The sequence below is a fragment of the Novosphingobium sp. PhB165 genome, assembly GCF_004341845.1.
Classification (GTDB): Bacteria; Pseudomonadota; Alphaproteobacteria; order Sphingomonadales; family Sphingomonadaceae; genus Novosphingobium.
The window spans coordinates 337,579-358,475 of record NZ_SLVB01000003.1; the positions used below are offsets into that span (position 1 = coordinate 337,579).

Below are 20,897 nucleotides of genomic sequence, written 5' to 3' on the forward strand. Positions count from 1 at the left end.
CGGACCGGTACTAGCTTGCCCGGTTCAGATTCGGCCGTTCAAGCCCGACCGCTTAGGGCCAGCCCTTCCCGGACCGGCCCCGCATTCCCTTACCCCTTGGCCTGCTCGGGCCCGCCGATGGCGCGCACATAAGCCACGGCGGCGCGCATGCGATCGGTCTCGACCGCGATCGCCGAACGCTGGGCGGCCAGCGCGTCGGTCTGCGCGGTGACGACATCGAGGTAACCCGATGCGCCGTCGCGATAGCGCGACATGGCGATCTCGCTGGTGCGGCCTGCGGCGTCGGCGGCTTCTCGCTGGGCTTTGCCTTGTGCTTCAAGCTGGCGCATCGCCGAGATGGAGTCTTCCACCTCGCGGAAAGCGTCCAGCACCGTCGAGCGGTAATCGGCAGCGGCCTGATCGTATTCCGCGCGCGAGATCTTGACTTGCGCGCGGCGAGCACCGCCGTCGAAGACGTTGAGCAATGCCGTCAGCGGGCCCAGCGCCCACATGCTGTTCGGCGCGCTCAGCAGGTTGCCGTGCGTGGCCTGCCAGCCACCCGAACCGCCGAGGCTGATGGTCGGGAACCATGCCGCGCGGGCGACGCCGATCTGGGCATTGGCAGCAAAGACGCGGCGTTCGGCGGCGGCAATGTCCGGGCGGCGCTGGAGCAGCTCGGAAGGCGTGCCCACGGCAATGGCGGGCGTGGCCATCTCCGCGTCGCGCGGGGCGACATGGAAGTCCGATGCCAGCGCGCCGGTCAGCGCGGCCAGCTCGTGCTCGGTCTGCGCACGGTCATTGGCGACCGAGGCGACTTGCGCCTGCGCATTGCCAAGCACGGTACGCGCGCGGTTGACGTCGATGCCCGAGGCGATGCCGCCCTGATGCCGGGTCTCGGTCAGCTGGAGCGCGCGCTGGAAGGCATCGACCGAATCGTCGAGCAGCCGCGCCTGTGCATCGAGCCCGCGCAGGCGCAGGTAGGCGTCCGCCACCGAGGCCTGAAGGCTGAGCCGCGCCGAGGCGAGATCGCCCGCCGAAGCTTCGGCCTCGGCCTTGCCGGCCTTCACCGTGTTGCGCACGCGGCCCCAGAGGTCGAGTTCGTAGGACACGCTGCCGCCGACCACGAAATCGTTGTAGGTCGCCGGGCCAGTGTTCGCGAGCGGACGACCCGCCGAGACACGCTGACGCGAGGCCTCCCCGGAAACGCCGACCTGCGGGTAGAGGCCCGAGGCGGCAAGACCAGCGGCGGCATGCGCCTGATCGTAGCGCGCCAAGGCGGCGGCCAAGGTCGGGCTGGCGGCGGCGGCGCGGGATTCGAGATCGTCGAGCACCGGATCGCCGAACGCAGTCCACCAGTCCCCGCGCATGTCCGCGTCGCCCGGCGCTGCTTGCGTCCAGCCCGCCATCTCGGCGAACTGGGCGGGCGCGGCGGGCAAGGCGCTCTGCGGTGACTTATAGTCGGGCGCCATCGAGCAACCGGCAAGGCCGGTACCCGCAAGCAGCACCGCGGTCATGGCGGCAAGCGCCGCGCGGTTAGCCGCCATGGGCTGCACTCTTGGCCGGGGCGTCGGCAGCGGCCTGCGGCTGTACGTGGTCGCCCGTGCGGATCGAGTCCGGCGGCGAGTCCACCACGCGGTCACCCAGATTGACGCCGACCGAGACGATCACCGACTTGCCCTGATCGCGGGCGATGGTGATCGGGCGCACGGTGACGCGGTTGTCCGCGCCCAGCACGGCGACGCTCGGGCCCTTGTCGGTGTTGAGCACCGCGCTGCCCGGCAGGGTCACGCCCTTGAGCGTGGCATCGACGTCGAAGTGGGCCTGGATGAAGGCGCCCGGCTTCAGCGCGCCCTCCGAGTTGTCCGCCTGCACTTCGACCAGCACCGCGCCCGACTGGGCGTCTACGGCGCCGGCGCTGCGCGTCACAGTGCCGGGGAACGTGCGGCCCGGGAACTCGGGCAGGCTCAGCGCAACGGCGACACCGGGGTTGACCAGCGCCGAGTAGATCTGCGGAACCCGCACATACACGCGCATCTTGTGCGTGTCGGACACGGTGAACAGCGGCTGGGCGGCGGCATTGCCTGCCACCACCAGCGCGCCGATCTGCGCCGAGCGGCTGGTGACGACGCCCGCGAACGGAGCCGAAAGCTGGGTGAAGCCGTGCTGCGCCTCAAGCTCACGCACGTTGGCGAGCGCCGCATTGGCGAGCGCGGTCTTGGCCGCGAGGTCGCCCGCCTTCTCGTCCGCTTCCTGCTGCGAGACGGCGTCCTTGCCGAGCATCGCGCTCCACCGCTTGGACGTCGTCGCGGCAAGGCGCTGGTTGGCCAGTGCGGTCTGGTAGTCCGCCTTGGCCTGCGCCAGCTGCTGGTCGATTTCCGGCGCGTCGAGCACGGCGAGCGGCTGTCCGGCGCCTACGCGGTCACCGATGTCGGCCAGCCACTTGCGGACATAGCCATTGGTGCGCGCATAGATCGCGGCGCTGTTCCATGCCTGCGCGGTGCCGGGAAGGACGAGCCCGCCCTGCCCTGCGGCAGTCTGGGGCACGACCACCGAGACAGTGGGCAGCGCGGCGTCGGCGGCCACCGTTTCCAGTTCCTTGCGGGCCTGGAAGCGGGTGGCGGTGCCGATGCCGACCACCGCGAGCGCCACCAGCGCCGCGCCGATGCCGATGCGCTTCAGCGTGCGGCTGTCGGGGCCGGTCGGGGTTTCGCCCTCGGGGCTTTCGGGGATCGCGTGGTTCTGGGGATCAAGCATGGGCGGCCTGCACTTCCATGGGAGCGACCTTCTCGCGGCGACGGCCGTGGAAGAAGGCGAAGACGGTGGGAACGAAGAACAGCGTGGCGATCGTCGCACAGACGAGACCACCGATCACGGCGCGGCCGAGCGGAGCGTTCTGCTCGCCGCCCTCGCCAAGGCCAAGGGCCATCGGCGCCATGCCGATGATCATGGCGAGCGCGGTCATCAGCACGGGGCGAAAGCGGACAAGGCCGGCTTCCATCGCCGCCTTCACCGGATCGCCCAGCTCGGCCAGCTTTTCGCGGGCGAAGCTGACGACCAGGATGGAGTTGGCGGTGGCCACGCCCATGCACATGATCGCGCCGGTAAGGGCCGGGACCGATAGTGTGGTCCCGGTCGCGAACAGCATCCAGACGATACCGGCCAGAGCGGCGGGCAGCGCGGTGATGATGATGAACGGATCGAGCCAGGACTGGAAGTTCACGACGATCAGCAGGTAGATCAGCACGACTGCTGCGAGCAGGCCCCAGCCGAGGCCGGAGAAGGCCGTGTTCATCGTCTGGTACTGGCCGCGGATGGTCACGCTGGCGCCCTTGGGCATTTCACCCTTGAGCGAGTTGATCGCGTGCTGCACGTCACCCGCCACGGCACCGAGGTCACGGCCCTGGATGGTCGCGAAGATGTCGATGACCGGGGCGATGTTATAGTGCGAGACGACCGGCGCGGTGGTCGAGCGGGTCACCGTGGCCAGCGCGCCCAGCGGCTGCGGACCGGCAGTGCCCGATCCGGAGACCGGCAAGTTGGCCAGCTTGCTCATCGAATCGACGGCATAGTCGGGCGCCTGTGCGACCACGGCATATTGCACGCCGTTATCCGGGTTCACGAAGTACACCGGCGCGGTCTGCGAGGTACCGGCAAGCGAGTTGCCGAGGCTGGTGGTCACGTCCCTTTCGGTCAGGCCGTACTGCCCGGCCCGCGCGCGGTCGACATTGACGTCGAGCTGCGGCGAGTTGGCAGGCTGCTGGATGCGCAAGTCGGCAAGGCCGGGCACGCCGTTCAGCTTCACCATCAGCTTGTGCGCGAAGGCACGTGCCGCCACCGGATCCTTGCCCGAAATCTGGACGTCGATCGGCGAAGGCGAACCGAAGTTCAGGATCTGGCTGGTGATGTCGGCGGGCAGGAACGAGAACTGCGTGCCGGGGAAGCGGCGGGGCAATTCGCGGCGCAGCTGCGCGACGTAGCCGTCGGTCGGCGGGTGGCCTTCCTTCAGCGTAATCAGCATGTCGCCGTCCTGCGGACCGATGGTGCCGCTGTTGTTGTAGACGGTGTTGATCGAGCTGACCGGCAGACCGATGTTGTCGGTCACCGATTCCAGCTGGGCGCTCGGGATGATCTTGCGCACTTCGGTGGTGATCTGCTCGAAGTTGCGCGCGGCTTCGTCGATGCGGGTGCCGACCGGCACGCGGATGTGCATGGCGATCTGGCCGGAATCGACCGACGGGAAGAAGTTGCTGCCCAGCATCGGCATCAGGCCGAAGGAGAGCACGACCACCGTGAGGAAGCCGATCATGAACGGCTTGCGCGAGCGCAGGGCGCGGGCAAGCATGCCAAGGTAACCGGCGCGGATCTTCTCGAAGCGGGCCTCGAAGCCGCGCTGGAACCGCACGAAGGGATTGCGCGAGGCCGGCGAACCGGCGTTATGCGCGTTCTCGTCATGCGGGGTGTGCGGCTTCAGCAGGTACATCGCCATGGTCGGCACCAGGGTGCGCGACAGGATGAACGAGGCGATCATCGCGAAGACCACCGAAAGCGCCATCGGCACGAACAGGTAGCCCGCAACGCCCGGCAGGAAGAACATCGGCACGAAGACGATGCAGATGCAGAGCAGCGAAACGAAGGCCGGGGTCACGATCTGGGCGGCACCGTCAAGGATGGCGTCCATCACGCCCTTCCCCTGTTCGAGGTGCCAGTTGATGTTCTCGATGGTCACGGTCGCGTCGTCGACAAGGATGCCGACCGCGAGCGCCAATCCGCCCAGCGTCATGACGTTCATCGTCTGTCCGAACACCGCGAGCGCGGCGACGGCGGCGAGGACCGCCAGCGGGATCGAAACCGCGATGATCACGGTCGAGCGCCAGGAGCCGAGGAACAGCAGGATCATCAGCGAGGTCAGCGCGGCGGCGATCGCGCCTTCATGAAGCACGCCCGAAACGGCGGCCTTCACGAATACCGACTGGTCGCCCACCGGCAGCACTTTCAGCGTGTCCGGCAGGGTGGAGGTGATCTTGGGCAGCGCGTCCTTCACGCCGTCCACCACCGACAGGGTCGAGGCGGCGCCGTTCTTGAGCACGGTGAGCAGCACCGAGCGGCTGCCCTGCACGTGCACGACGTTCTGCTGCTGGGCGCTGCCGTCGCGGACGAAGGCCACGTCGCGCATGTAGATCGTCGCGCCGTTGACCACCTTGACCGGCAGGTCGTTCAGGGCGTCGATCGAGGCGGGGGTGTTGTTCAGGCGGACCGAGTACTGCGCAGGGCCGATCTTGACGAAGCCGGCCGGGTTGATCTGGTTCTGCGCGGCGATGGCGTTGCCGACATCCTGCGCCGAAAGGCCGCGCGCCTGCAGCGCGTCGGGATCGAGATCGACCTGCACCTGGCGCTGCTTGCCGCCCGAGGGATAGGGCATGGCAAGGCCGGGAATGGTGACGAGGCCGGTGCGGACCTGGTTCTGGCCGATGTCGAACAGCTGCTGTTCCGACAGACCCTTGCCCGAGAGCGCGAGCTGGAGGATCGGCACGGTGGAGGCGGAATAGTTCAGGATCAGCGGCGGGTTCACGCCCGGCGGCATCTGCTTCAGCACGGTCTGCGAAATCGAGGTGACCTGCGCCGTGGCCGTGCGGATATCCGCGCCCGGCTGGAAGTAGATCTTCACGATGCCGGTGCCTTGCAGCGACTGGCTCTCGATATGTTCGATATCGTTGACGGTGGTGGTCAGCACGCGCTCGTAAGGCGTGACCATGCGGTCCGACATGTCCTGCGGCGAGAGACCCGTATAAGTCCACGCAACCGCGATGACGGGGATCTTGATCTCCGGAAAGATGTCGACCGGTGTGCGGAAAGCGGCGATCAGGCCGCCGATCGCGATAAGAATGGCCATGACGATAAATGTCAGTGGCCGATGCAGCGCGGTCTTGACGATTCCCAGCATCGAATACTCCAAACGCCGAGGAGCCCGCGCGCAGGGACGCACGGCTCGCCGGCCAGATCGCCTCACCCCGGAAATGGTATGGAGAGCCGATAGCCGGAAGCCGCGCTAAGGCGCGGCGGGGACCGGGACGACCCTTCCTGTTTTTTCGAGAATCAGGCGCCTATCAGCTTGGGCCGCCCGGAAATAGATACTTAGTTTTGATTGCTGTCATGAAATTGAATCATGATTGGCGCCCGACACACAGCCGACGCAAGGCCCCGGAAGGGCATAATCCGCAGTATACTGCGCTTCACACGCGTTCGAGCAGTACCGCCAAGCCTTGTCCCACGCCGATGCACATGAAGGCAAGGGCGTAGCGGCCATACGTTCGGCTGAGCTGTTCGGTCGCACTCATCGCGATTCTGGCGCCCGACATGCCCAAAGGATGGCCCAGAGCGATGGCTCCGCCATTCGGATTGACGCGCGAGTCGGTGAAGGGATCGACGCCCAGATCGCGCAGTGTGGCGATGGCCTGACTGGCGAAGGCTTCGTTGAGTTCGATGACGTCCATCTGGTCCATCGTCAGGCCATTGCGGGCGAGCACCTTGCGCGCGGCCTCGATCGGCCCTGCCCCCATGATCCGGGGTGCGATGCCCGAGGCGGCCATGCCGATCACGCGAGCGCGCGGGGTCAGGCCGTGCCGTTTTGCGGCCGCCTCGCTGGCGACCAGCATGGCCGCCGCGCCGTCGTTGAGCCCGGAGGCATTGCCTGCCGTCACCGTGCCGTCCGGCCGGACCACCGGCGTCAGTTTCGCCAGCGCCTCAAGGCTGGTCGCACGGCGATGTTCGTCGCGGTCGAAGATCAGCGGATCGCCCTTCTTCTGCGGGATCGAGACCGGCACGATCTCGGCCGCCAGACGCCCGCTGGCCTGGGCGGCGGCGGCCTTTTCCTGACTAGCGAGAGCGAAGCGGTCCTGATCCTCACGGCTGACCTGCCACTGGTCGGCGACATTCTCGCCCGTCTGCGGCATCGTATCGACGCCGTAAGCGGCCTTCATCGCCGGATTTATGAACCGCCAGCCGAGCGTGGTGTCCTCGATCTTCTGATCGCGGCCGAACGCGCTGCCCGCCTTGCCCATGACATAGGGCGCGCGGGTCATGGACTCGACGCCGCCGGCGATCATCAGGTCGGCATCGCCGCTGCGGATCGCCTGCGCCGCCATGCCCAGCGCGTTGAGGCCGGAGGAGCACAGACGATTGACCGTCACCCCCGGCACCGTTTCCGGCAGGCCTGCCAGCAGCACGGCCATACGCGCGACGTTGCGGTTGTCCTCCCCCGCCTGATTGGCGCAGCCGAGGATCACATCGTCCACGGCATCCCAGTCCACGCCCTGATTGCGCTCCACCAGCGCGCGCAGCGGAATGGCGGCAAGGTCATCGGCGCGGACGCTGGAAAGCGAGCCGTTCAGTTTGCCGATGGGGGTGCGGATGGCGTCGCAGACGAATGCTTCGGACATGAGGGATCAGCCTTCGAGAAACGGAATGAGCGCGGCGGCCAGCGCCTCGGGCGCTTCCAGCGGCGCAAGGTGCGCGGCGGTCAGTTCGGCATGGCTGGCGCCGAGAATGCGCGCCAGCAGATGCTCGCCGTGCCCTTCGAGCGGGGTGGAGGTATCGCGAGTGCCGGTGACGACCAGCGTGGGCGCGGCGATCCCGCCGATCCGTGCGCCAAGGTCCATGTCGCGGATCGCCGCGCCGCAGCCCGCATAGCCCTGCGGGTCCATGGTCACGAGCTGGCGGCGCACCGTCTCGTAGAGCGCGGGGTTTTCCTCACGCAGCTCGTCGGAGAGGAAGCGGCCCATCGCCAGATCGGCGATGGCCGCCATGCCGGAGCCCCGGACTTTGGCGATGCGGTCGTTCCACGCGGCCGCGTCCATCGTCGCGGAGGTACAGACCAGCACCAGCTTTTCCACCTGCTGCGGACGGGCCAGCGCCAGTTCCATGCCGATCATGCCGCCCAGCGACACGCCCGCGAGCGCAAACCGATCGATCCCGGCATCGTGCGCCACCGCCAGAACATCGCGCGCCAGCAATTGCATCGAGAAGTCGCCGGGCTCGGCGGTGGAGGCCCCGTGGCCGCGCGTGTCGATGCGCAGCAGCCGGAAGCGCGCGCGAAGGAGCGGCAGCACCGGGTCCCACAAGTCCATATCGGTGCCGATGGAGTTGAGCAGCACCAGCGGACGAGCGCCCTCGCGCCCCTCCAGCTTCCAGTAGAGCCGCGCACCGGGAACGCTGGTGAACATCAGAGGGCCTCTTCCAACGCGGAAACGAACGGGGCGCCAGTCTTGGCGGTGACTTCCTCCAGCGTGACGCCGGGGGCGAGTTCCACCAGCGTCAGCCCGCCCGCTTTGCGGTCAATCGCGAAGACGGCCAGATCGCTGACGATCATGTCCACCACGCGCTTGCCGGTCAGCGGCAGGGTGCAGGCGGGCAGGATCTTGGGATCGCCGTGCTTGGAGACGTGATCCATCACCACGATCACCTTCTTCACACCGGCGACGAGGTCCATCGCCCCGCCCATGCCCTTCACCATCTTGCCCGGGATCGTCCAGTTGGCGAGGTCGCCGTCGGCCGAAACTTCCATCGCGCCCAGCACGGCCATGTCGATATGGCCGCCGCGGATCATCGCGAAGCTGTCTGCGCTGGAGAAGAAGCTGCTGGTGGGCAGCGCGGTGATCGTCTGCTTGCCGGCGTTGATCAGGTCGGGATCGACATCCTCGTCATACGGGAACGGGCCGATGCCGAGCATGCCGTTCTCGCTCTGCAGCGTAACCTTGATGCCGGCGGCCACATGGTTCGCGACCAAGGTAGGGATGCCGATGCCCAGGTTCACATAGTACCCGTCGCGCAGTTCCTTTGCGGCGCGGGCGGCCATTTCATCGCGGGTCCAAGGCATTATGCGGCCTCCCTTTCGCGCACGGTGCGCTTCTCGATGCGCTTCTCGTTGATGGTGGAGAGCACCACGCGGTCGACATAGATGCCGGGGGTGTGGATGCAGTCGGGGTCGAACGTGCCGGCGGGCACGATCTCTTCCACTTCGGCAACGGTGACCTTGCCTGCGGTGGCCATGTTCGGGTTGAAGTTGCGCGCGGTCTTGCGGAACATCAGGTTGCCCTCCTCGTCCGCGCGCCAGGCCTTGATGATCGACAGGTCCGCGCGCAGCCAGGTTTCGCGCACGTATTCCTCGCCCTCGAACACGTCCACCGGCTTGCCTTCGGCAACCATGGTGCCGACGCCGGTCTTGGTGTAGAACGCCGGAATACCCGCCCCGCCAGCGCGAATGCGCTCGGCCAGCGTGCCCTGCGGGTTCAGTTCCAGTTCGAGTTCGCCCGAGAGATACTGGCTCTCGAACAGCTTGTTCTCCCCCACGTAGGACGAGATCATCTTGCCCACCTGCCGGCTTTCCAGCAGCATCCACAGGCCGAACCCGTCCGCACCCGCATTGTTGGAGATGACCGTCAGGTCCTTCACGCCCGCCGCGCGGATTTCGGGGATCAGGCTCTCGGGATTGCCTGAGAGCCCGAAACCGCCCGACATGATCGTCATGCCGTCGAACAGCAGTCCTTCGAGGGCGGCGGCGGGGCTATCGTAGATTTTCGACATCGAGTGTCTCCTTAACCGAGGTCGCCGCCCGCGACGGGCAGCACGGTGCCGGTCACGTAGCTGGCCTCGTCCGAGGCGAGGAACAGGATCGGGGCGATCTGCTCCTCAAGGGTTCCGTAGCGCTTCAGGAAGGCGGAGGAGGTCACTTGCTCCACCGCTTCCGCCATCCAAGCCTGTTCCTGCGCGTTGTCGCCTTCGGCGTTGCGGGCGACACGGCGGGGGGGAGCGCTCGTGCCGCCCGGTGCCGTCGCGACGACACGAATGCCCGCTTCGGCGTATTCCATCGCAAGGCTCTGGGTCAGGCCGTTGATGCCGCCCTTGGCCGCCGAATATGGCACCCGGCGAATGCCGCGCGTGGCGTTGGAGGACAGGTTCACGATCGTTCCAGCCCCCTGCCCCAGCATGGTCGGCAGCACCGCATGGCAGCAGTAAAGCGTGGGCATCAGCGAGCGGCGGATTTCCGCATCGATCTGCGCGGGCTCGAACTCGGCATAGGGCCGCATCCGGATCGCGCCGCCGACATTGTTGATCAGGATGTCGATCCGCCCGAACGCCTCGACCGCCTTGGCCATCGCCATGGCCGCGCCTTCGTAAGTCTCAAGGTCACAGCAGACGGAGACGGCTTTTCCGCCCGCCGCCACGATGGCCTGTTCCACTTCGGTCACGAATTCGGCGCGGTCCACCAGCACCACGCTGGCTCCTTCGGCGGCGGCGCGGGTGGCGACGCCGGCCCCGATGCCCTGCGCCGCGCCGGTCACGACCATGACCTTGCCTGCGAAACGTCCTGCGAAGATCATGGCCGGGCCTCCACACCCTTCGTCATTGCGAGCGTAGCGAAGCAATCCAGGAGCCGGTCTGCGCCGCTCTGGATTGCCGCGTCGGCTTCGCCTCCTCGCAATGACGAGGGTTGGGGGGATGAGGGATGAAGGTGTTGAGCGGACATGCCTCTGACCCCGATCACACGTGGTAGATGTCGATGACCTGATGAATGTAGTCGTCCTTCAGGACGATCTTCTTCTTCAGGATCGTGGGCGTATCGCCAGACGTATCCAGCGTCAGGAACGTGGTTCCGAAGAACTGCTGCGTCTGCTGGTAGCGGTGGCTCATCGTGTGCCAGTTGTAGCGCAAGTCCACCTGACCCTCGCGGCGCTCCAGCACTTCCACATTGGCGATGAAGTGCGCCGATCGCGGCTCGGGGGTCGAAGCGGAGGAGCGTTCGGTGTTCAGCCGGTAGACGCGGTCTTCCAGCCCCTTGCGGTTGGCGTAGTAGATCAGCGAGATTTCGGTCTGCGGGTCGGTGCAGAGTTCATCGTCGTCGGTCCACGCGGGCATCCAGTATTCGGCGCTTTCGGCATAGCATTCCAGCCATTCGTCGAACCGGCGATCGTCCAGCAGCCGCGCCTCGCGGTAGAGGAAGGCGCAGATCTCGCGATAGGACAGCGTTTCACGAGTCATGTCGAGCGTGCTCATTCCGCCGCCTCCATCATCGGCGGCTGATTGGCCGCGTCCTTCGCCAGACCGTCCAGCATGATCTGCGCCCAGAACTCATGCTGGCGCACGAACAGGCCCTCGTCCTCGCTGCGCTCGCTGGAGAGCAGCGGGTTCATGCCCATGGCGGCGGCATTGGCGTCCGGCCCGTGGATCCAGCGCTTGGCCCCGCGGCTGAGGTCGTTCCACAGCTCGCCCGCGCCTTCGTAAGCCTTCTGGCAGCTGCGGAATTCCTCCAGATCGTCGGGCGTGCCCATGCCGGTGACGTTGAAGAAATCCTCGTACTGGCGGATGCGGTGGGCGCGGTCTTCGGCGCTCTCGCCCTTGGGGGCGTAGCAGTAGATCGTCACTTCGGTGGTGTGCACGTCGATCGGGCGCACGACGCGGATCTGCGTGGAGAACTGGTCCATCAGGAACACGTTGGGATAGAGCGCCAGATTGCGCGTCTGCTCGATGATGAACTTGGCCTTGTCCTCACCCAGCCGCGCGTCCAGTTCCGGCTTGTGGTTCCAGATCGGCCGCACTTCGGGATTGATCACCTGCGTCCAGAGCAGGATGTGGCCATGTTCGAAGCCATAGACACCGCTGGCGGGCGCCTTGGACCAGCCGTTGGCATCCACCGCCTTGGTGCCGCCTTCGGCGCGGCGGCCCATGGTGGACTGGTAGTTTTCGTGAACGGAGCTGACGTGGTAGCCGTCGCAGCCGTTCTCCATCTGCATCTTCCAGTTGCCATCGAAGGTGTAGGTGGAATTGCCGGTCAGCACTTCCAGCCCCTCGGGCGCCTGATCGACCATCTGGTCGATGATGACCTTGGCCTCGCCCAGATGCTGTTCCAGCGGCAGCACGTCATGGTTCAGCGATCCGAACACGAAGCCGCGGTAGCTTTCGACGCGCAGGCGCGTCAGATCGTGCGAGCCTTCGTGGTCGAAGCTTTCCGGATAGGCGCCGGTGCTGGCATCCTTGGCGCGCAGCAGCTTGCCGTCGGGCTTGAAGCTCCAGCCATGGAACGGGCAGACGAACAGCGGCTGGTTGCCCCGCTTGCGGCGGCACAGCTTGGCGCCGCGATGCGCGCAGGCATTGACCACACCGTTGATCGCGCCGTCCTTGGCACGGGTCAGGATCACGGGCGTACGCCCGATGAACGTCGTGAAGTAATCGTTCTTGTTCGGAAGCTGGCTTTCGTGGGCCAGATAGACCCAGTTGCTTTCGAAGATGTACTTCATTTCCAGTTCGAACAGCGCCGGATCGGTGAAGACGTCCCGGCGGCAGCGGAACTCTCCGGTTTCGACGTCATCGACCACGGCGGTCGAGACCCGGTGCATGAGGCGTTCGTACATGATCCTGTCTCCCGTTATGGTTGCGGTCAGGCCGTTTCTGTTTCCGGTTCGACTTCGGCGCGGGTGCGGGACGAGAAGTGCTCGTCGTCCGCATCGGCGGCGCGCTGCATCTGGAAGTCGAACTGGATGTAGGCGCTGTCGCCCTGGCGGCTGGGCACCGGCAGCAGACCCTCGCGGGTGCCGAAGGCGAAATCGTCGGCCGCGAAGGGATCGTCGCCGAAGTTGATCTGCGTCGTCAGCGTGCGATAGCCCGGCGCTTCGATGAAGAAGTGGACGTGGGCGGGGCGATTGCCGTGGCGGCCCAGCGCCTGCATCAGCTGGTCGGTCGATCCGCCCGGCGGTACCGAGTAACCGCTCGGCTGCTTGGAATGGAACGCATAGCGCCCGTCCTTGCCCAGCTTGATGCGGCGGCGGTTGTTGAACGGGGTCTGCTCGCCGGTCGGGTCGAAGTGCGAATACCAGCCCTTCGAATTGGCGTGCCAGACGTGGACCACGGCGTTCTCCACCGCTTCGCCATCCGGGCCGGTGACGCTGCCGGTCATGTGCAGGACCGTGGTGCCCTCGTCCTCGTCCACGGAAAGGTTCACATTGCCTTCCACCAGCGGCGCGCCGGCGACATAGAGCGGCCCTTCGATGGTGCGCGGGGTGCCACCGGTCAGGCCGGCCTCGGCATCCTTGGCATCCATGTAGAGGTCCAGGAAGTGCTCAAGGCCGGTGCCGGGCACGATAAGGCCGATCTCGCCCGCGCTGTCCGAAAGGTACTTCATGGCGAGCCAGAACTCGCTTTCGGAAATGTCGTGGCGGACGATCAGCTCCATCACCGATTCAGTGAGGTCGCGCATGATCGCCTTGAGGCGCGGGCTGCCGCCGCTCTCGTTCACGCCGGCGGCGCGGTCGAGCAGCTGCTGGATTTCCGGGGTCTTTACGAAGCTGACGTCCATTTTATTCTCTCCCAAGGACTGAATTCAGTGGCTCCGGCGATCAGCGATCGTCGTCATGGATGGAGGATGGGTGCCGGGCGAGCGGCGTGACCTTCATGGTCATGAAGGGGTAGAGCGGCAGGGCCATGAGCGTGTCATGCAGCGCCGCATTGCTCTCGACATCGAAGATCGAGACGTTCGAATAGAGCCCGACCTTGCGCCAGATGTGGCGCCACACGCCGGCGGTCTGGAGCTTCTGGAAGTACGCCTTTTCGGCGGCCTTGATCTTCGCTGCGTGTTCCGCGTCGAAGTCCAGCGGGATGTTGACGTCCATTTCGACCATGAACAGCATGGTTCAGGCTCCTGTATTTACGGCGTGGAGGATGGGACCGGAGCGGTCGCGCCGGAAGAAAGCGATCTTGTCGGGATCGAGCGCGATGCCGAGGCCGGGGCCGGTCGGCACCTTCAGCGAAAAGTCCCCGTAGCCGAGCGGCTGCGTGAGGATTTCCTCGGTCTGCAGCAGCGGGCCGAACAGTTCGGTGCCCCAGGCAAGCTCGGGAACGGTGGCGAAGACATGGGCCGAAGCCGCCGTGCCCACGCCGCCTTCCAGCATCGTGCCGCCATAGAGGCCGATGCCCGCCGCGGTGCCGATGGCGGCCACTTCGGCGGTGGCGAAAAGCCCGCCCGACTGCGCGATCTTCAGCGCGAAGACGCCCGCCGCGCCGGCAGCGGCAATCCGCAGCGCCGTGCGCGGGCCGTGCAGCGCCTCGTCCGCCATCAGCGGTACGCCTCGCGTGGTCGCAAGGCGGGTCATCGCCGCAATGTCGTCCCCGGCGATGGGCTGTTCCACCAGATCGCAGCCGACATCCTGCAGCATCGCCATGCCCAGCTTGGCCTGCGCCTCGCTCCAGTTCTGGTTCACGTCCACGCGCACGCTGGCACGGTCGCCCAGTGCCTTGCAGATTGCGCCGACATGGGCGACGTCCGCCCGCACGTCGCGCTTGCCGATCTTCAGCTTGAAGATGCGGTGGCGGCGCAGGGACAGCATTTCCTCGCCCTCGGCAATGTCGCGCGCGGTGTCGCCGCTGGCGAGGGTCCAGGCCACCGGCATGTCGTCGCGCACGCGGCCACCGCCGATGAGGTCAGAGACTGGCACGCCCAGCCGCTTGCCCGCCATGTCCAGCAGCGCCGTTTCCACCGCGCACTTGGCGAAGTGGTTGCCGCGCACGCACTTGGCCACCTTCGCCATCGTCGCGCCGACATGGGCGATGTCGCAGGTCTTCAGGACCGGGACGATATAAGTGTCGATGGCGGACTTGATGCTTTCCGGGCTTTCCTCGCCATAACTGAGGCCGCCGATCGTGGTGCCCTCACCGATGCCCTCGACACCGTCGCTGTCCGTCAGGCGGACAATCACCATCGCCTGCGAATGCATCGTGGCCATGGCCAGCACATGCGGGCGGATCGTCGGTACATCGACGATTAAGGTATCAGCGCGATCGAGCGCAGCCATTGCAGAACCTCTCCGGTATGCTTAGGGTTTCGGCAACAAATTAGGGATGAGGCTGAGTCGCATCAAAGACCGATGTGGTTGCGCCCCGATACCTGACAGGTATTTCGATCATGGACCTTCGCCTGCTGAGGTACTTCGTCGCGGTTGCCGACGAAGGCAATTTCAACCGGGCCGCAGAGCGGCTCCACATCGCCCAGCCGCCCTTGAGCCGCGCTATCCAGCAGCTTGAGGCGCAAGTGGGCGCGGCCTTGCTCGACCGCGCGCAGCGTCCGCTGCGTCTCACGCCGGTCGGGCAGCTTGTCTACGATCAGGCGCTGCAGATGCTGGCGCGGATGGAAGACATGGACGCGATGGTGAAAGCTGCCGTCGGCAGCGAGCGGCGGCGCTTCGTGGTCGGCTTCGTCTCCTCGACGATCTATGCCCGCCTGCCCGAACTGATCCGCGAATTCCGCAAGGAGGCGCAGGACGTCGAACTGGTGCTGGTGGAAAGCACCACGCTGGACCAGATCGCCGCGCTGAAGGAAGGCCGCATCGACGTGGGGTTCGGCCGCATCCGCTTCGACGATCCCTCGGTCCGCCGCACCGTACTGCGGCATGAGAAACTGGTCGCCGCCTTCCCCTTCACCCATCCGCTGGCGCAGGGCGACGGGCCGGTCTCGCTGCATGACATCGCTTCCGAGCCGCTGATCGTCTACCCGCGATCCCCCCGCCCCAGCTACGCCGATCAGGTGCTCTCGCTGCTGCGCGACCACTCGATCGAGCCGCGCGTGGTGCATGAGGCGCGCGAATTGCAGATCGCCATCGGCCTTGTCGCTGCCGAGGAAGGCGTGGCCATCGTCCCGGAATCGGTCCACCGCGCGCGCAGCCATGATGTCGCCTATCGCGAACTGGCGGAGCCGGTGACCTCCCCGATCATCATGAGCCACCGCGCGGGCGATCACTCGGCCGAATTGCAGCGAATGATAACGGTGATCGCCCGCAAATACCGCGAATGGGGATACGATGTGTCGCCCGCGCTGGAGGCGGCTCTTTGATCACCTGCAAGCAAGTATGTTTCACCCCAGACATTGACGGAGAGATGAAATTGCCCGAACGGATCGGCTCATGAGCAAGGCAGACGTCGTTATCGTAGGAGCCGGCCACGGCGGGGCGCAGTGCGCCATCGCCCTGCGCCAGAACGGTTTCACCGGAACCATCACCGTGATCGGCCGCGAGCCGGAGTATCCTTACGAGCGCCCGCCGCTCTCCAAGGAATATTTCGCGCGCGAAAAGACCTTCGACCGCCTCTACATCCGCCCGCCGACGTTCTGGGCCGAGAAGGAAGTGACCTTCAAGCTCGGCACCGAAGTCACGGCGGTCGATCCTTCGGCGCATGAACTGACGCTCTCGACCGGAGAGACTTACGGCTATGGCAAGCTGGTCTGGGCAACCGGCGGCGACCCGCGCCGTCTGGCCTGCACGGGCGCCGAACTGGCGGGCATTCACGCCGTGCGCACCCGTGAGGATTGCGACACGCTGATGGCCGAAGTCGATGCCGGCACGAAGAATATCGTCGTGATCGGCGGCGGTTACATCGGGCTGGAAGCGGCGGCGGTGCTGTCGAAGATGAAGCTCAACGTCACCCTTCTGGAAGCGCTGCCCCGCGTGCTGGCGCGCGTGGCGGGCGAGGAACTGTCCGAGTTCTATCAGAACGAACACCGCGACCACGGTGTCGATCTGCGCACCGGCGTTGCCGTCGAATGCCTTGAAGGCGACGGTCACCGCGTGACGGGCGTGAAGCTGGCGGATGGCGAAGTGGTTCCGGCCGAAGCCGTGATCGTCGGCATCGGCATCGTTCCCGCCGTCGGCCCGCTGATCGTGGCAGGCGCGGCGGGCGCGAACGGCGTGGACGTGGACGAATACTGCCGAACCTCGCTGCCCGACATCTATGCCATCGGCGACTGCGCCTCCTTCGCCTGCGACTTTGCCGGCGGCAACGTGATGCGCGTGGAATCGGTGCAGAACGCCAACGATATGGCGACTTGCGTAGCCAAGGCGATCTGCGGTGACGAGAAGCCATACAAGGCTTTCCCGTGGTTCTGGTCCAACCAGTATGACCTGCGCCTGCAGACCGCGGGCATCAACGTGGGCTTCGACCAGACGGTGATCCGCGGCGACACCGCCGCGCGGTCGTTCTCGGTGGTCTACCTGAAGCAGGGCAAGGTGGTCGCGCTGGACTGCGTGAACATGGTCAAGGACTATGTGCAGGGCCGCAAGCTGGTGGAAGCGGGCGCTTCGCCGGATGTCGCGGAACTGGCCGATGCGGGCAAACCGCTGAAGGAACTGATCTAAGGGAAATGCGTGTAGGCGGGGGAGCGTGACGGCTCGTCCCCGCCCGCTCCCATGGCAACCTAAACCTGCGAATCCTGGCAGAACAGGCCGATCGGGAAATCGCCCATGGGCGTGACGATCTCTCCGGCCGTCTCGAAGCGATAGCGCGGCGCCAGCAATTCGAGCACGGCGATCTGCGGCCAGTGCGCGCAGACGCTGCCCTCGCTGGCGGAGCGTGCCAGCAGGATCGCGCCTTCGGCCGTCTCGACCAGCCCCTTGTCCGGGCAGACCGGCCGGTAATCGAGCCCCAGCCTGCTGTCCGGCGCGGCGCGCAGGATTGCGGCGGCCTGATCCATGGCGGCCACCGGATCGTCGAACTGGAGCAGCGCGAAGCCCTCGAACGCGGCCCGATGGGTGACGAACGTCAGATCGCAGCAGGCCGGAATCACCCCGGGCATGGCCAGCACCGCGCGGTTCACGGCGCGGTCGAAATCCGAGCCGTGCGCAGGCTGCGATTCGTCCAGTACCAATTCGTGCAGCGTACGCCCCTGCCGCCGCCATTCGACTTCGGGCGGGGAAAGCTCCCCGAAAGCGCGGCCGACGTGGAAGGCCAGCGCCTCGGTCGCCAGCACGCGCGCGCGGCGGATCGCAAGACCCATCGCCACTTGCGCGGCCAGATGCACCGCTGCACCGGAAAGCTTGCCCGGCCCTTCCAGCGTGTCGACCACATCGGCGGCGTCCATCAGACGGTCGAACCGCTCGCCCCAGTCGCCTCCGAAGTGGGCCACCGAAACTTCGCGGAATGTCTCCACCGCCGTCGGCAGCACGACATGGAGCCGGGCCCCCGCCGCCGTTGCCAGTTCGGCAATGACGATATCCGAACCGGCAGCCAGCGCGCCGAACACCACGCCGGGGCGCACGCGGTCCAGTAAGGCGCCGACTTCGTGCCGCACCCGTTCCTCTTCCTGCGGCAATCCGATGATGCCGCTGAAATAGAGGCTGGGCGGCGGACGCAGATGATCGAACAGGCCGAACGGTGCGCCCGTCCATTCGAGAATCTGCTGGAACTGGCGCAGCGTGGCCGCGTGGTCTTCCCAGGCATCGGGCGCCGCTTTCAGCGCGTCCTCAAGCGCGAGGCGGGCCGCGCGGGGATCGCCCAGCAGCAGCCGAGCCTCGGCGGCCGTGGCGCCCAGCCAGTAGCGCGTCTCCGACTCGTACTCGCCGCTGTCCAGCAGTTCGAGCACTTGCCGGGCCAGTGCGTGGGCCTCGTCCGGTTTGCCGTTGAGCAGCGCGATAGTGGCCGCATTGATCAGCGGATAAGTGGCGCGCCGCTCGCCGGCGGCGCGCATGTAGGCTTCCTGCGCCTGATCCAGCAGGTCGGTACGATCAGGCCCAAGACTGCGCAGGCCACGATCCTTGAGCAACCGCCCCTTGAGGCTGAGCGCCTCGCTGTCGCGCGATTCGAGCAGGCCGGCGTCCTCGAACAGACGCCATGCGCGCAGCACGTCGCCTGATCGGGCGACCTGCCGAATTCGGGCCAGGAGCGGAAGTGTCACGGTTTTCGTCGCCTGCGCAATCGTTTAGCCGTCAGCCGCCGTTCTGCGGCGGCGGGTTCTTGATGTCGGGATCGATGGACAGGCTGATCCACTTCGGCTCGCCATCGTCACCCCACTGCAACAGATCGACGTTGAGGTTGAAGCCATGGCAGGTGCCCAGCTTGCCCCCGACATTGTAGCGAGCCTTGAAGCGCAAGGACTTGTAGCGGTCCAGCCTCTTGTCATAGTCGACATATTCGACGCCGCCATAGTACGAGGACAGCGGATCCTTGGTGGTGATCCCCTCATACGCCTTCGAGAACCACAGCTGCTCGCCCTCCAGAGTGATCTGGACGGTCGAATTGGTAGTGATCGCGATGTAGTCCTGGTCCTCCGGTGCGTCCTTCACATGGTATTTCAGCGCGATCCGGTCGTGCTTGGCCTTAAGGCTGACGTAAAAATAGATCGGCGCTTCGGCGCCCCAGTTCTCCGCCTGCACATCCGGCTCAAGCCACGGCGACAGACCAAATTCCGTATAGTTCTGCGTAGACATGCTGTTTCCCCTTAAGTCACTTAGTCAAAAGGTTTTTCGAATTTGCGCCGCCAAATGCGCCAGTCGTTGTTCGCCGGGTCCGACGCGCTCAGCCGGTCCACATCGCGACGGGCTTCCGCACGCATGGCCTCGGCCTCGTGCTGCTCGCCCAGTGCGTGAAGCACTTGCGAGGTGGAGTAGCGGACCAGCATCCAGTCTTCGAGATAGCTGGCGTTCTTCGGGTCATCGTGCAGCAGGGACTCGACGATCGCCGCCTGCTTGCGGCGTTCCTCCAGTGCCTCGCGGTCGCGGCCTTCGGCGCGCAAGGCATCGGCCAGCCAGCCGTGGCGGTTGGCGATATCCTCCTGAACGCTCGCATCGCCCGGTGCCATGCGGCCCACTTTCTCCATGGTCTGCAAGGCCCGGCCACATTCGGCAAGCACATCCTTCGGTCCCTTCCGGCTCACCGCGACCGAGCAGATGTTCCCCTGGGCATAGCCAAGTTCGCGAACGTAAGTGCGGTTGTCCGGCCGAAGTTCGACAAGCCGCAGCGCAAGGTCGCGATAGGCGCGAAAATGCGGCAGCGAGGCGTCATACTTGAACACGATGTAGTCGGCATAGCCGAGCCAGTATTCGCTCTGGGCGTGGGCGAAGACGCGCGTCGGGTCCCTCGGATCGGCATCGAGCAGCGCGCCGGTAACGCGGTGCGCCTCGCGGAACTTGGCCAGCGCACCGGCAGAATCGCCGCGCTTCTGATCGTCCTCGCCCATGGCGTGCAGGATGCGGGCGCGCCGGTCCAGCGAATCGGCGGGCAGGTCCGTCAGGTTCGGCTGGTCGGCATAATAGGCCAGGGCCCGCTGGTTCACGGTCTGAAGCACATCGAGTCGGCCGACGCCCTCGAGCTTTTGCCTCAGGTCCGTCAGCATGAATTCGATCAGTCCCTCTGCCTGCTGCCGCTGGCGCTGCGCTTCCATCTGCGCGCGCACCGCGAAGATCAGCATCAGCGCCATCGATAGCGTAAGCAGCACGGTAAGGAGCGTGATGGCGATCACGCGCCGCAACTGACGCTGGGCATCGCGCTGGATGATCTGGTCGAGCGCGACTCCGGTCAGGCCCGCCACGATCTTGAGCCGCGCCAGCTTCGGCCCGTCGGAATCGCCGCGGAAATCGGCAGCGATCGGCTCATGCACCACCCCGTTCGCATCGGGCTGGAGCAGCGCGCGCGGGAAACTTTCCTCCGGCTCGCCATCGACCAGCGCGGCGATGATCGGCCGGTCGGGATGGAGGCCGCGAAACAGCTCGATCTCGGCATCGACCCAGCGCGACTTGCGCGCGGCGGGAGAGCACAGCACCAACAGCGCCGCTGATTGCGAAAGCGCCAGCCGTACCTCGCGGTCAAGACTGGTGGCGGCGGGAAGTTCCGCGCGGTCGCGGAAGATCGGGGTGAGTCGCTTGGGCACCGGCCCGCGCGGCGAGGCGGTGCCGACAAGGCGCGGTGGTATGCGGTAGGCTTCCAGCCAGCGATGCAGGCGGCGGGCGAAGCGCTCATCGGTGTGGCTATAGCTCAGGAAGGCCCGATAGCTGCGTGCGTCCGCCGCTGTGACGATGCCTTCATTAACCATTACCTTGTGCCTGCGCCCCCGTGCAGCTTGTCTCCGCCCCGGTCCCGTCCTGGGTCACAAACCACCTATCAGAAGCGTGTCG

General features: G+C 66.2%; 18 protein-coding genes. 2 read left to right on the top strand and 16 right to left on the bottom strand.

Annotated elements, in window-relative coordinates; genetic code table 11:
* Window positions 1-89: 89 nt before the first annotated feature.
* From EDF56_RS10150 to EDF56_RS10210, 13 genes are all read right to left on the bottom strand, one after another.
* Window positions 90-1,523, bottom strand: a complete 1,434-nt coding sequence (locus tag EDF56_RS10150) for an efflux transporter outer membrane subunit (protein ID WP_132386903.1) — start codon at window positions 1,521-1,523, stop codon at window positions 90-92.
* Entirely contained in the window at window positions 1,513-2,733 is a 1,221-nt protein-coding gene (locus tag EDF56_RS10155) for an efflux RND transporter periplasmic adaptor subunit (RefSeq protein WP_132386905.1), read from the bottom strand. Before EDF56_RS10155 ends, EDF56_RS10150 begins: the two co-directional genes overlap by 11 nt.
* Window positions 2,726-5,920, bottom strand: coding sequence for an efflux RND transporter permease subunit (locus EDF56_RS10160; protein WP_132386907.1), 3,195 nt, complete (start codon window positions 5,918-5,920; stop codon window positions 2,726-2,728). Before EDF56_RS10160 ends, EDF56_RS10155 begins: the two co-directional genes overlap by 8 nt.
* A gap of 289 nt (window positions 5,921-6,209) precedes the next feature.
* Entirely contained in the window at window positions 6,210-7,415 is a 1,206-nt protein-coding gene (gene pcaF / locus EDF56_RS10165) for a 3-oxoadipyl-CoA thiolase (protein WP_132386909.1), read from the bottom strand.
* Window positions 7,416-7,421: 6 nt separating this feature from the next.
* Window positions 7,422-8,198, bottom strand: coding sequence for a 3-oxoadipate enol-lactonase (pcaD, locus tag EDF56_RS10170; RefSeq protein ID WP_132386911.1), 777 nt, complete (start codon window positions 8,196-8,198; stop codon window positions 7,422-7,424).
* Complete coding sequence (locus EDF56_RS10175; protein WP_132386913.1) at window positions 8,198-8,851, bottom strand: 3-oxoacid CoA-transferase subunit B; 654 nt, start codon at window positions 8,849-8,851, stop codon at window positions 8,198-8,200. The genes pcaD and EDF56_RS10175 overlap by 1 nt, the downstream gene beginning before the upstream one ends.
* A complete protein-coding gene (locus EDF56_RS10180; RefSeq protein WP_132386915.1) occupies window positions 8,851-9,558 on the bottom strand; it encodes a CoA transferase subunit A in 708 nt (235 codons plus the stop codon). The genes EDF56_RS10175 and EDF56_RS10180 overlap by 1 nt, the downstream gene beginning before the upstream one ends.
* An 11-nt stretch (window positions 9,559-9,569) precedes the next feature.
* The gene (gene benD / locus EDF56_RS10185; RefSeq protein ID WP_132386917.1) at window positions 9,570-10,355 is read right to left on the bottom strand and encodes a benzoate diol dehydrogenase BenD; all 786 of its coding nucleotides are present in this window, start codon (window positions 10,353-10,355) and stop codon (window positions 9,570-9,572) included.
* A gap of 160 nt (window positions 10,356-10,515) precedes the next feature.
* Window positions 10,516-11,028: a benzoate 1,2-dioxygenase small subunit gene (gene benB / locus EDF56_RS10190; protein WP_132386919.1), complete on the bottom strand. Its 513-nt coding sequence runs from the start codon at window positions 11,026-11,028 to the stop codon at window positions 10,516-10,518.
* Entirely contained in the window at window positions 11,025-12,383 is a 1,359-nt protein-coding gene (locus EDF56_RS10195; RefSeq protein WP_132386921.1) for an SRPBCC family protein, read from the bottom strand. Before EDF56_RS10195 ends, benB begins: the two co-directional genes overlap by 4 nt.
* 26 nt (window positions 12,384-12,409) lie before the next feature.
* Window positions 12,410-13,324, bottom strand: coding sequence for a dioxygenase (locus EDF56_RS10200; protein WP_132386923.1), 915 nt, complete (start codon window positions 13,322-13,324; stop codon window positions 12,410-12,412).
* A gap of 40 nt (window positions 13,325-13,364) precedes the next feature.
* Window positions 13,365-13,655 carry a muconolactone Delta-isomerase gene (catC, locus tag EDF56_RS10205; protein ID WP_132386925.1) on the bottom strand — a complete coding sequence of 97 codons (291 nt, stop codon included), beginning with the start codon at window positions 13,653-13,655 and terminating at the stop codon, window positions 13,365-13,367.
* A gap of 3 nt (window positions 13,656-13,658) precedes the next feature.
* Window positions 13,659-14,816, bottom strand: a complete 1,158-nt coding sequence (locus tag EDF56_RS10210) for a muconate/chloromuconate family cycloisomerase (RefSeq protein WP_132386927.1) — start codon at window positions 14,814-14,816, stop codon at window positions 13,659-13,661.
* A 110-nt stretch (window positions 14,817-14,926) separates the two neighbouring features.
* Between EDF56_RS10210 and EDF56_RS10215 the strand changes: the two genes are divergently transcribed.
* Both EDF56_RS10215 and EDF56_RS10220 read left to right on the top strand, forming a co-directional pair.
* The gene (locus tag EDF56_RS10215) at window positions 14,927-15,850 is read left to right on the top strand and encodes a LysR family transcriptional regulator (RefSeq protein WP_132386929.1); all 924 of its coding nucleotides are present in this window, start codon (window positions 14,927-14,929) and stop codon (window positions 15,848-15,850) included.
* Window positions 15,851-15,920: 70 nt separating this feature from the next.
* Complete coding sequence (locus tag EDF56_RS10220) at window positions 15,921-17,147, top strand: FAD-dependent oxidoreductase (protein WP_132386931.1); 1,227 nt, start codon at window positions 15,921-15,923, stop codon at window positions 17,145-17,147.
* A 59-nt stretch (window positions 17,148-17,206) separates the two neighbouring features.
* Here the strand turns inward: EDF56_RS10220 and EDF56_RS10225 are convergent, their stop codons facing one another.
* From EDF56_RS10225 to EDF56_RS10235, 3 genes are read right to left on the bottom strand one after another with little or no spacing between them, the layout of a single operon-like run.
* The gene (locus tag EDF56_RS10225) at window positions 17,207-18,682 is read right to left on the bottom strand and encodes a TRAFs-binding domain-containing protein (RefSeq protein WP_132386933.1); all 1,476 of its coding nucleotides are present in this window, start codon (window positions 18,680-18,682) and stop codon (window positions 17,207-17,209) included.
* Between the two features lie 31 nt (window positions 18,683-18,713).
* Window positions 18,714-19,214, bottom strand: coding sequence for a nucleotide synthetase (locus tag EDF56_RS10230; RefSeq protein ID WP_132386935.1), 501 nt, complete (start codon window positions 19,212-19,214; stop codon window positions 18,714-18,716).
* A 20-nt stretch (window positions 19,215-19,234) separates the two neighbouring features.
* Window positions 19,235-20,815: a toll/interleukin-1 receptor domain-containing protein gene (locus EDF56_RS10235; RefSeq protein ID WP_132386937.1), complete on the bottom strand. Its 1,581-nt coding sequence runs from the start codon at window positions 20,813-20,815 to the stop codon at window positions 19,235-19,237.
* Between the last annotated feature and the right edge of the window lie 82 nt (window positions 20,816-20,897).

Coding starts and splice junctions, on each gene's coding strand:
- EDF56_RS10150 (WP_132386903.1), bottom strand. CDS start 1,523: ATGGCGGCTAACCGCGCGGCGCTTGCCGCCATGACCGCGGTGCTGCTT.
- EDF56_RS10155 (WP_132386905.1), bottom strand. CDS start 2,733: ATGCTTGATCCCCAGAACCACGCGATCCCCGAAAGCCCCGAGGGCGAA.
- EDF56_RS10160 (WP_132386907.1), bottom strand. CDS start 5,920: ATGCTGGGAATCGTCAAGACCGCGCTGCATCGGCCACTGACATTTATC.
- pcaF (WP_132386909.1), bottom strand. CDS start 7,415: ATGTCCGAAGCATTCGTCTGCGACGCCATCCGCACCCCCATCGGCAAA.
- pcaD (WP_132386911.1), bottom strand. CDS start 8,198: ATGTTCACCAGCGTTCCCGGTGCGCGGCTCTACTGGAAGCTGGAGGGG.
- EDF56_RS10175 (WP_132386913.1), bottom strand. CDS start 8,851: ATGCCTTGGACCCGCGATGAAATGGCCGCCCGCGCCGCAAAGGAACTG.
- EDF56_RS10180 (WP_132386915.1), bottom strand. CDS start 9,558: ATGTCGAAAATCTACGATAGCCCCGCCGCCGCCCTCGAAGGACTGCTG.
- benD (WP_132386917.1), bottom strand. CDS start 10,355: ATGATCTTCGCAGGACGTTTCGCAGGCAAGGTCATGGTCGTGACCGGC.
- benB (WP_132386919.1), bottom strand. CDS start 11,028: ATGAGCACGCTCGACATGACTCGTGAAACGCTGTCCTATCGCGAGATC.
- EDF56_RS10195 (WP_132386921.1), bottom strand. CDS start 12,383: ATGTACGAACGCCTCATGCACCGGGTCTCGACCGCCGTGGTCGATGAC.
- EDF56_RS10200 (WP_132386923.1), bottom strand. CDS start 13,324: ATGGACGTCAGCTTCGTAAAGACCCCGGAAATCCAGCAGCTGCTCGAC.
- catC (WP_132386925.1), bottom strand. CDS start 13,655: ATGCTGTTCATGGTCGAAATGGACGTCAACATCCCGCTGGACTTCGAC.
- EDF56_RS10210 (WP_132386927.1), bottom strand. CDS start 14,816: ATGGCTGCGCTCGATCGCGCTGATACCTTAATCGTCGATGTACCGACG.
- EDF56_RS10215 (WP_132386929.1), top strand. CDS start 14,927: ATGGACCTTCGCCTGCTGAGGTACTTCGTCGCGGTTGCCGACGAAGGC.
- EDF56_RS10220 (WP_132386931.1), top strand. CDS start 15,921: ATGAGCAAGGCAGACGTCGTTATCGTAGGAGCCGGCCACGGCGGGGCG.
- EDF56_RS10230 (WP_132386935.1), bottom strand. CDS start 19,214: ATGTCTACGCAGAACTATACGGAATTTGGTCTGTCGCCGTGGCTTGAG.
- EDF56_RS10235 (WP_132386937.1), bottom strand. CDS start 20,815: ATGGTTAATGAAGGCATCGTCACAGCGGCGGACGCACGCAGCTATCGG.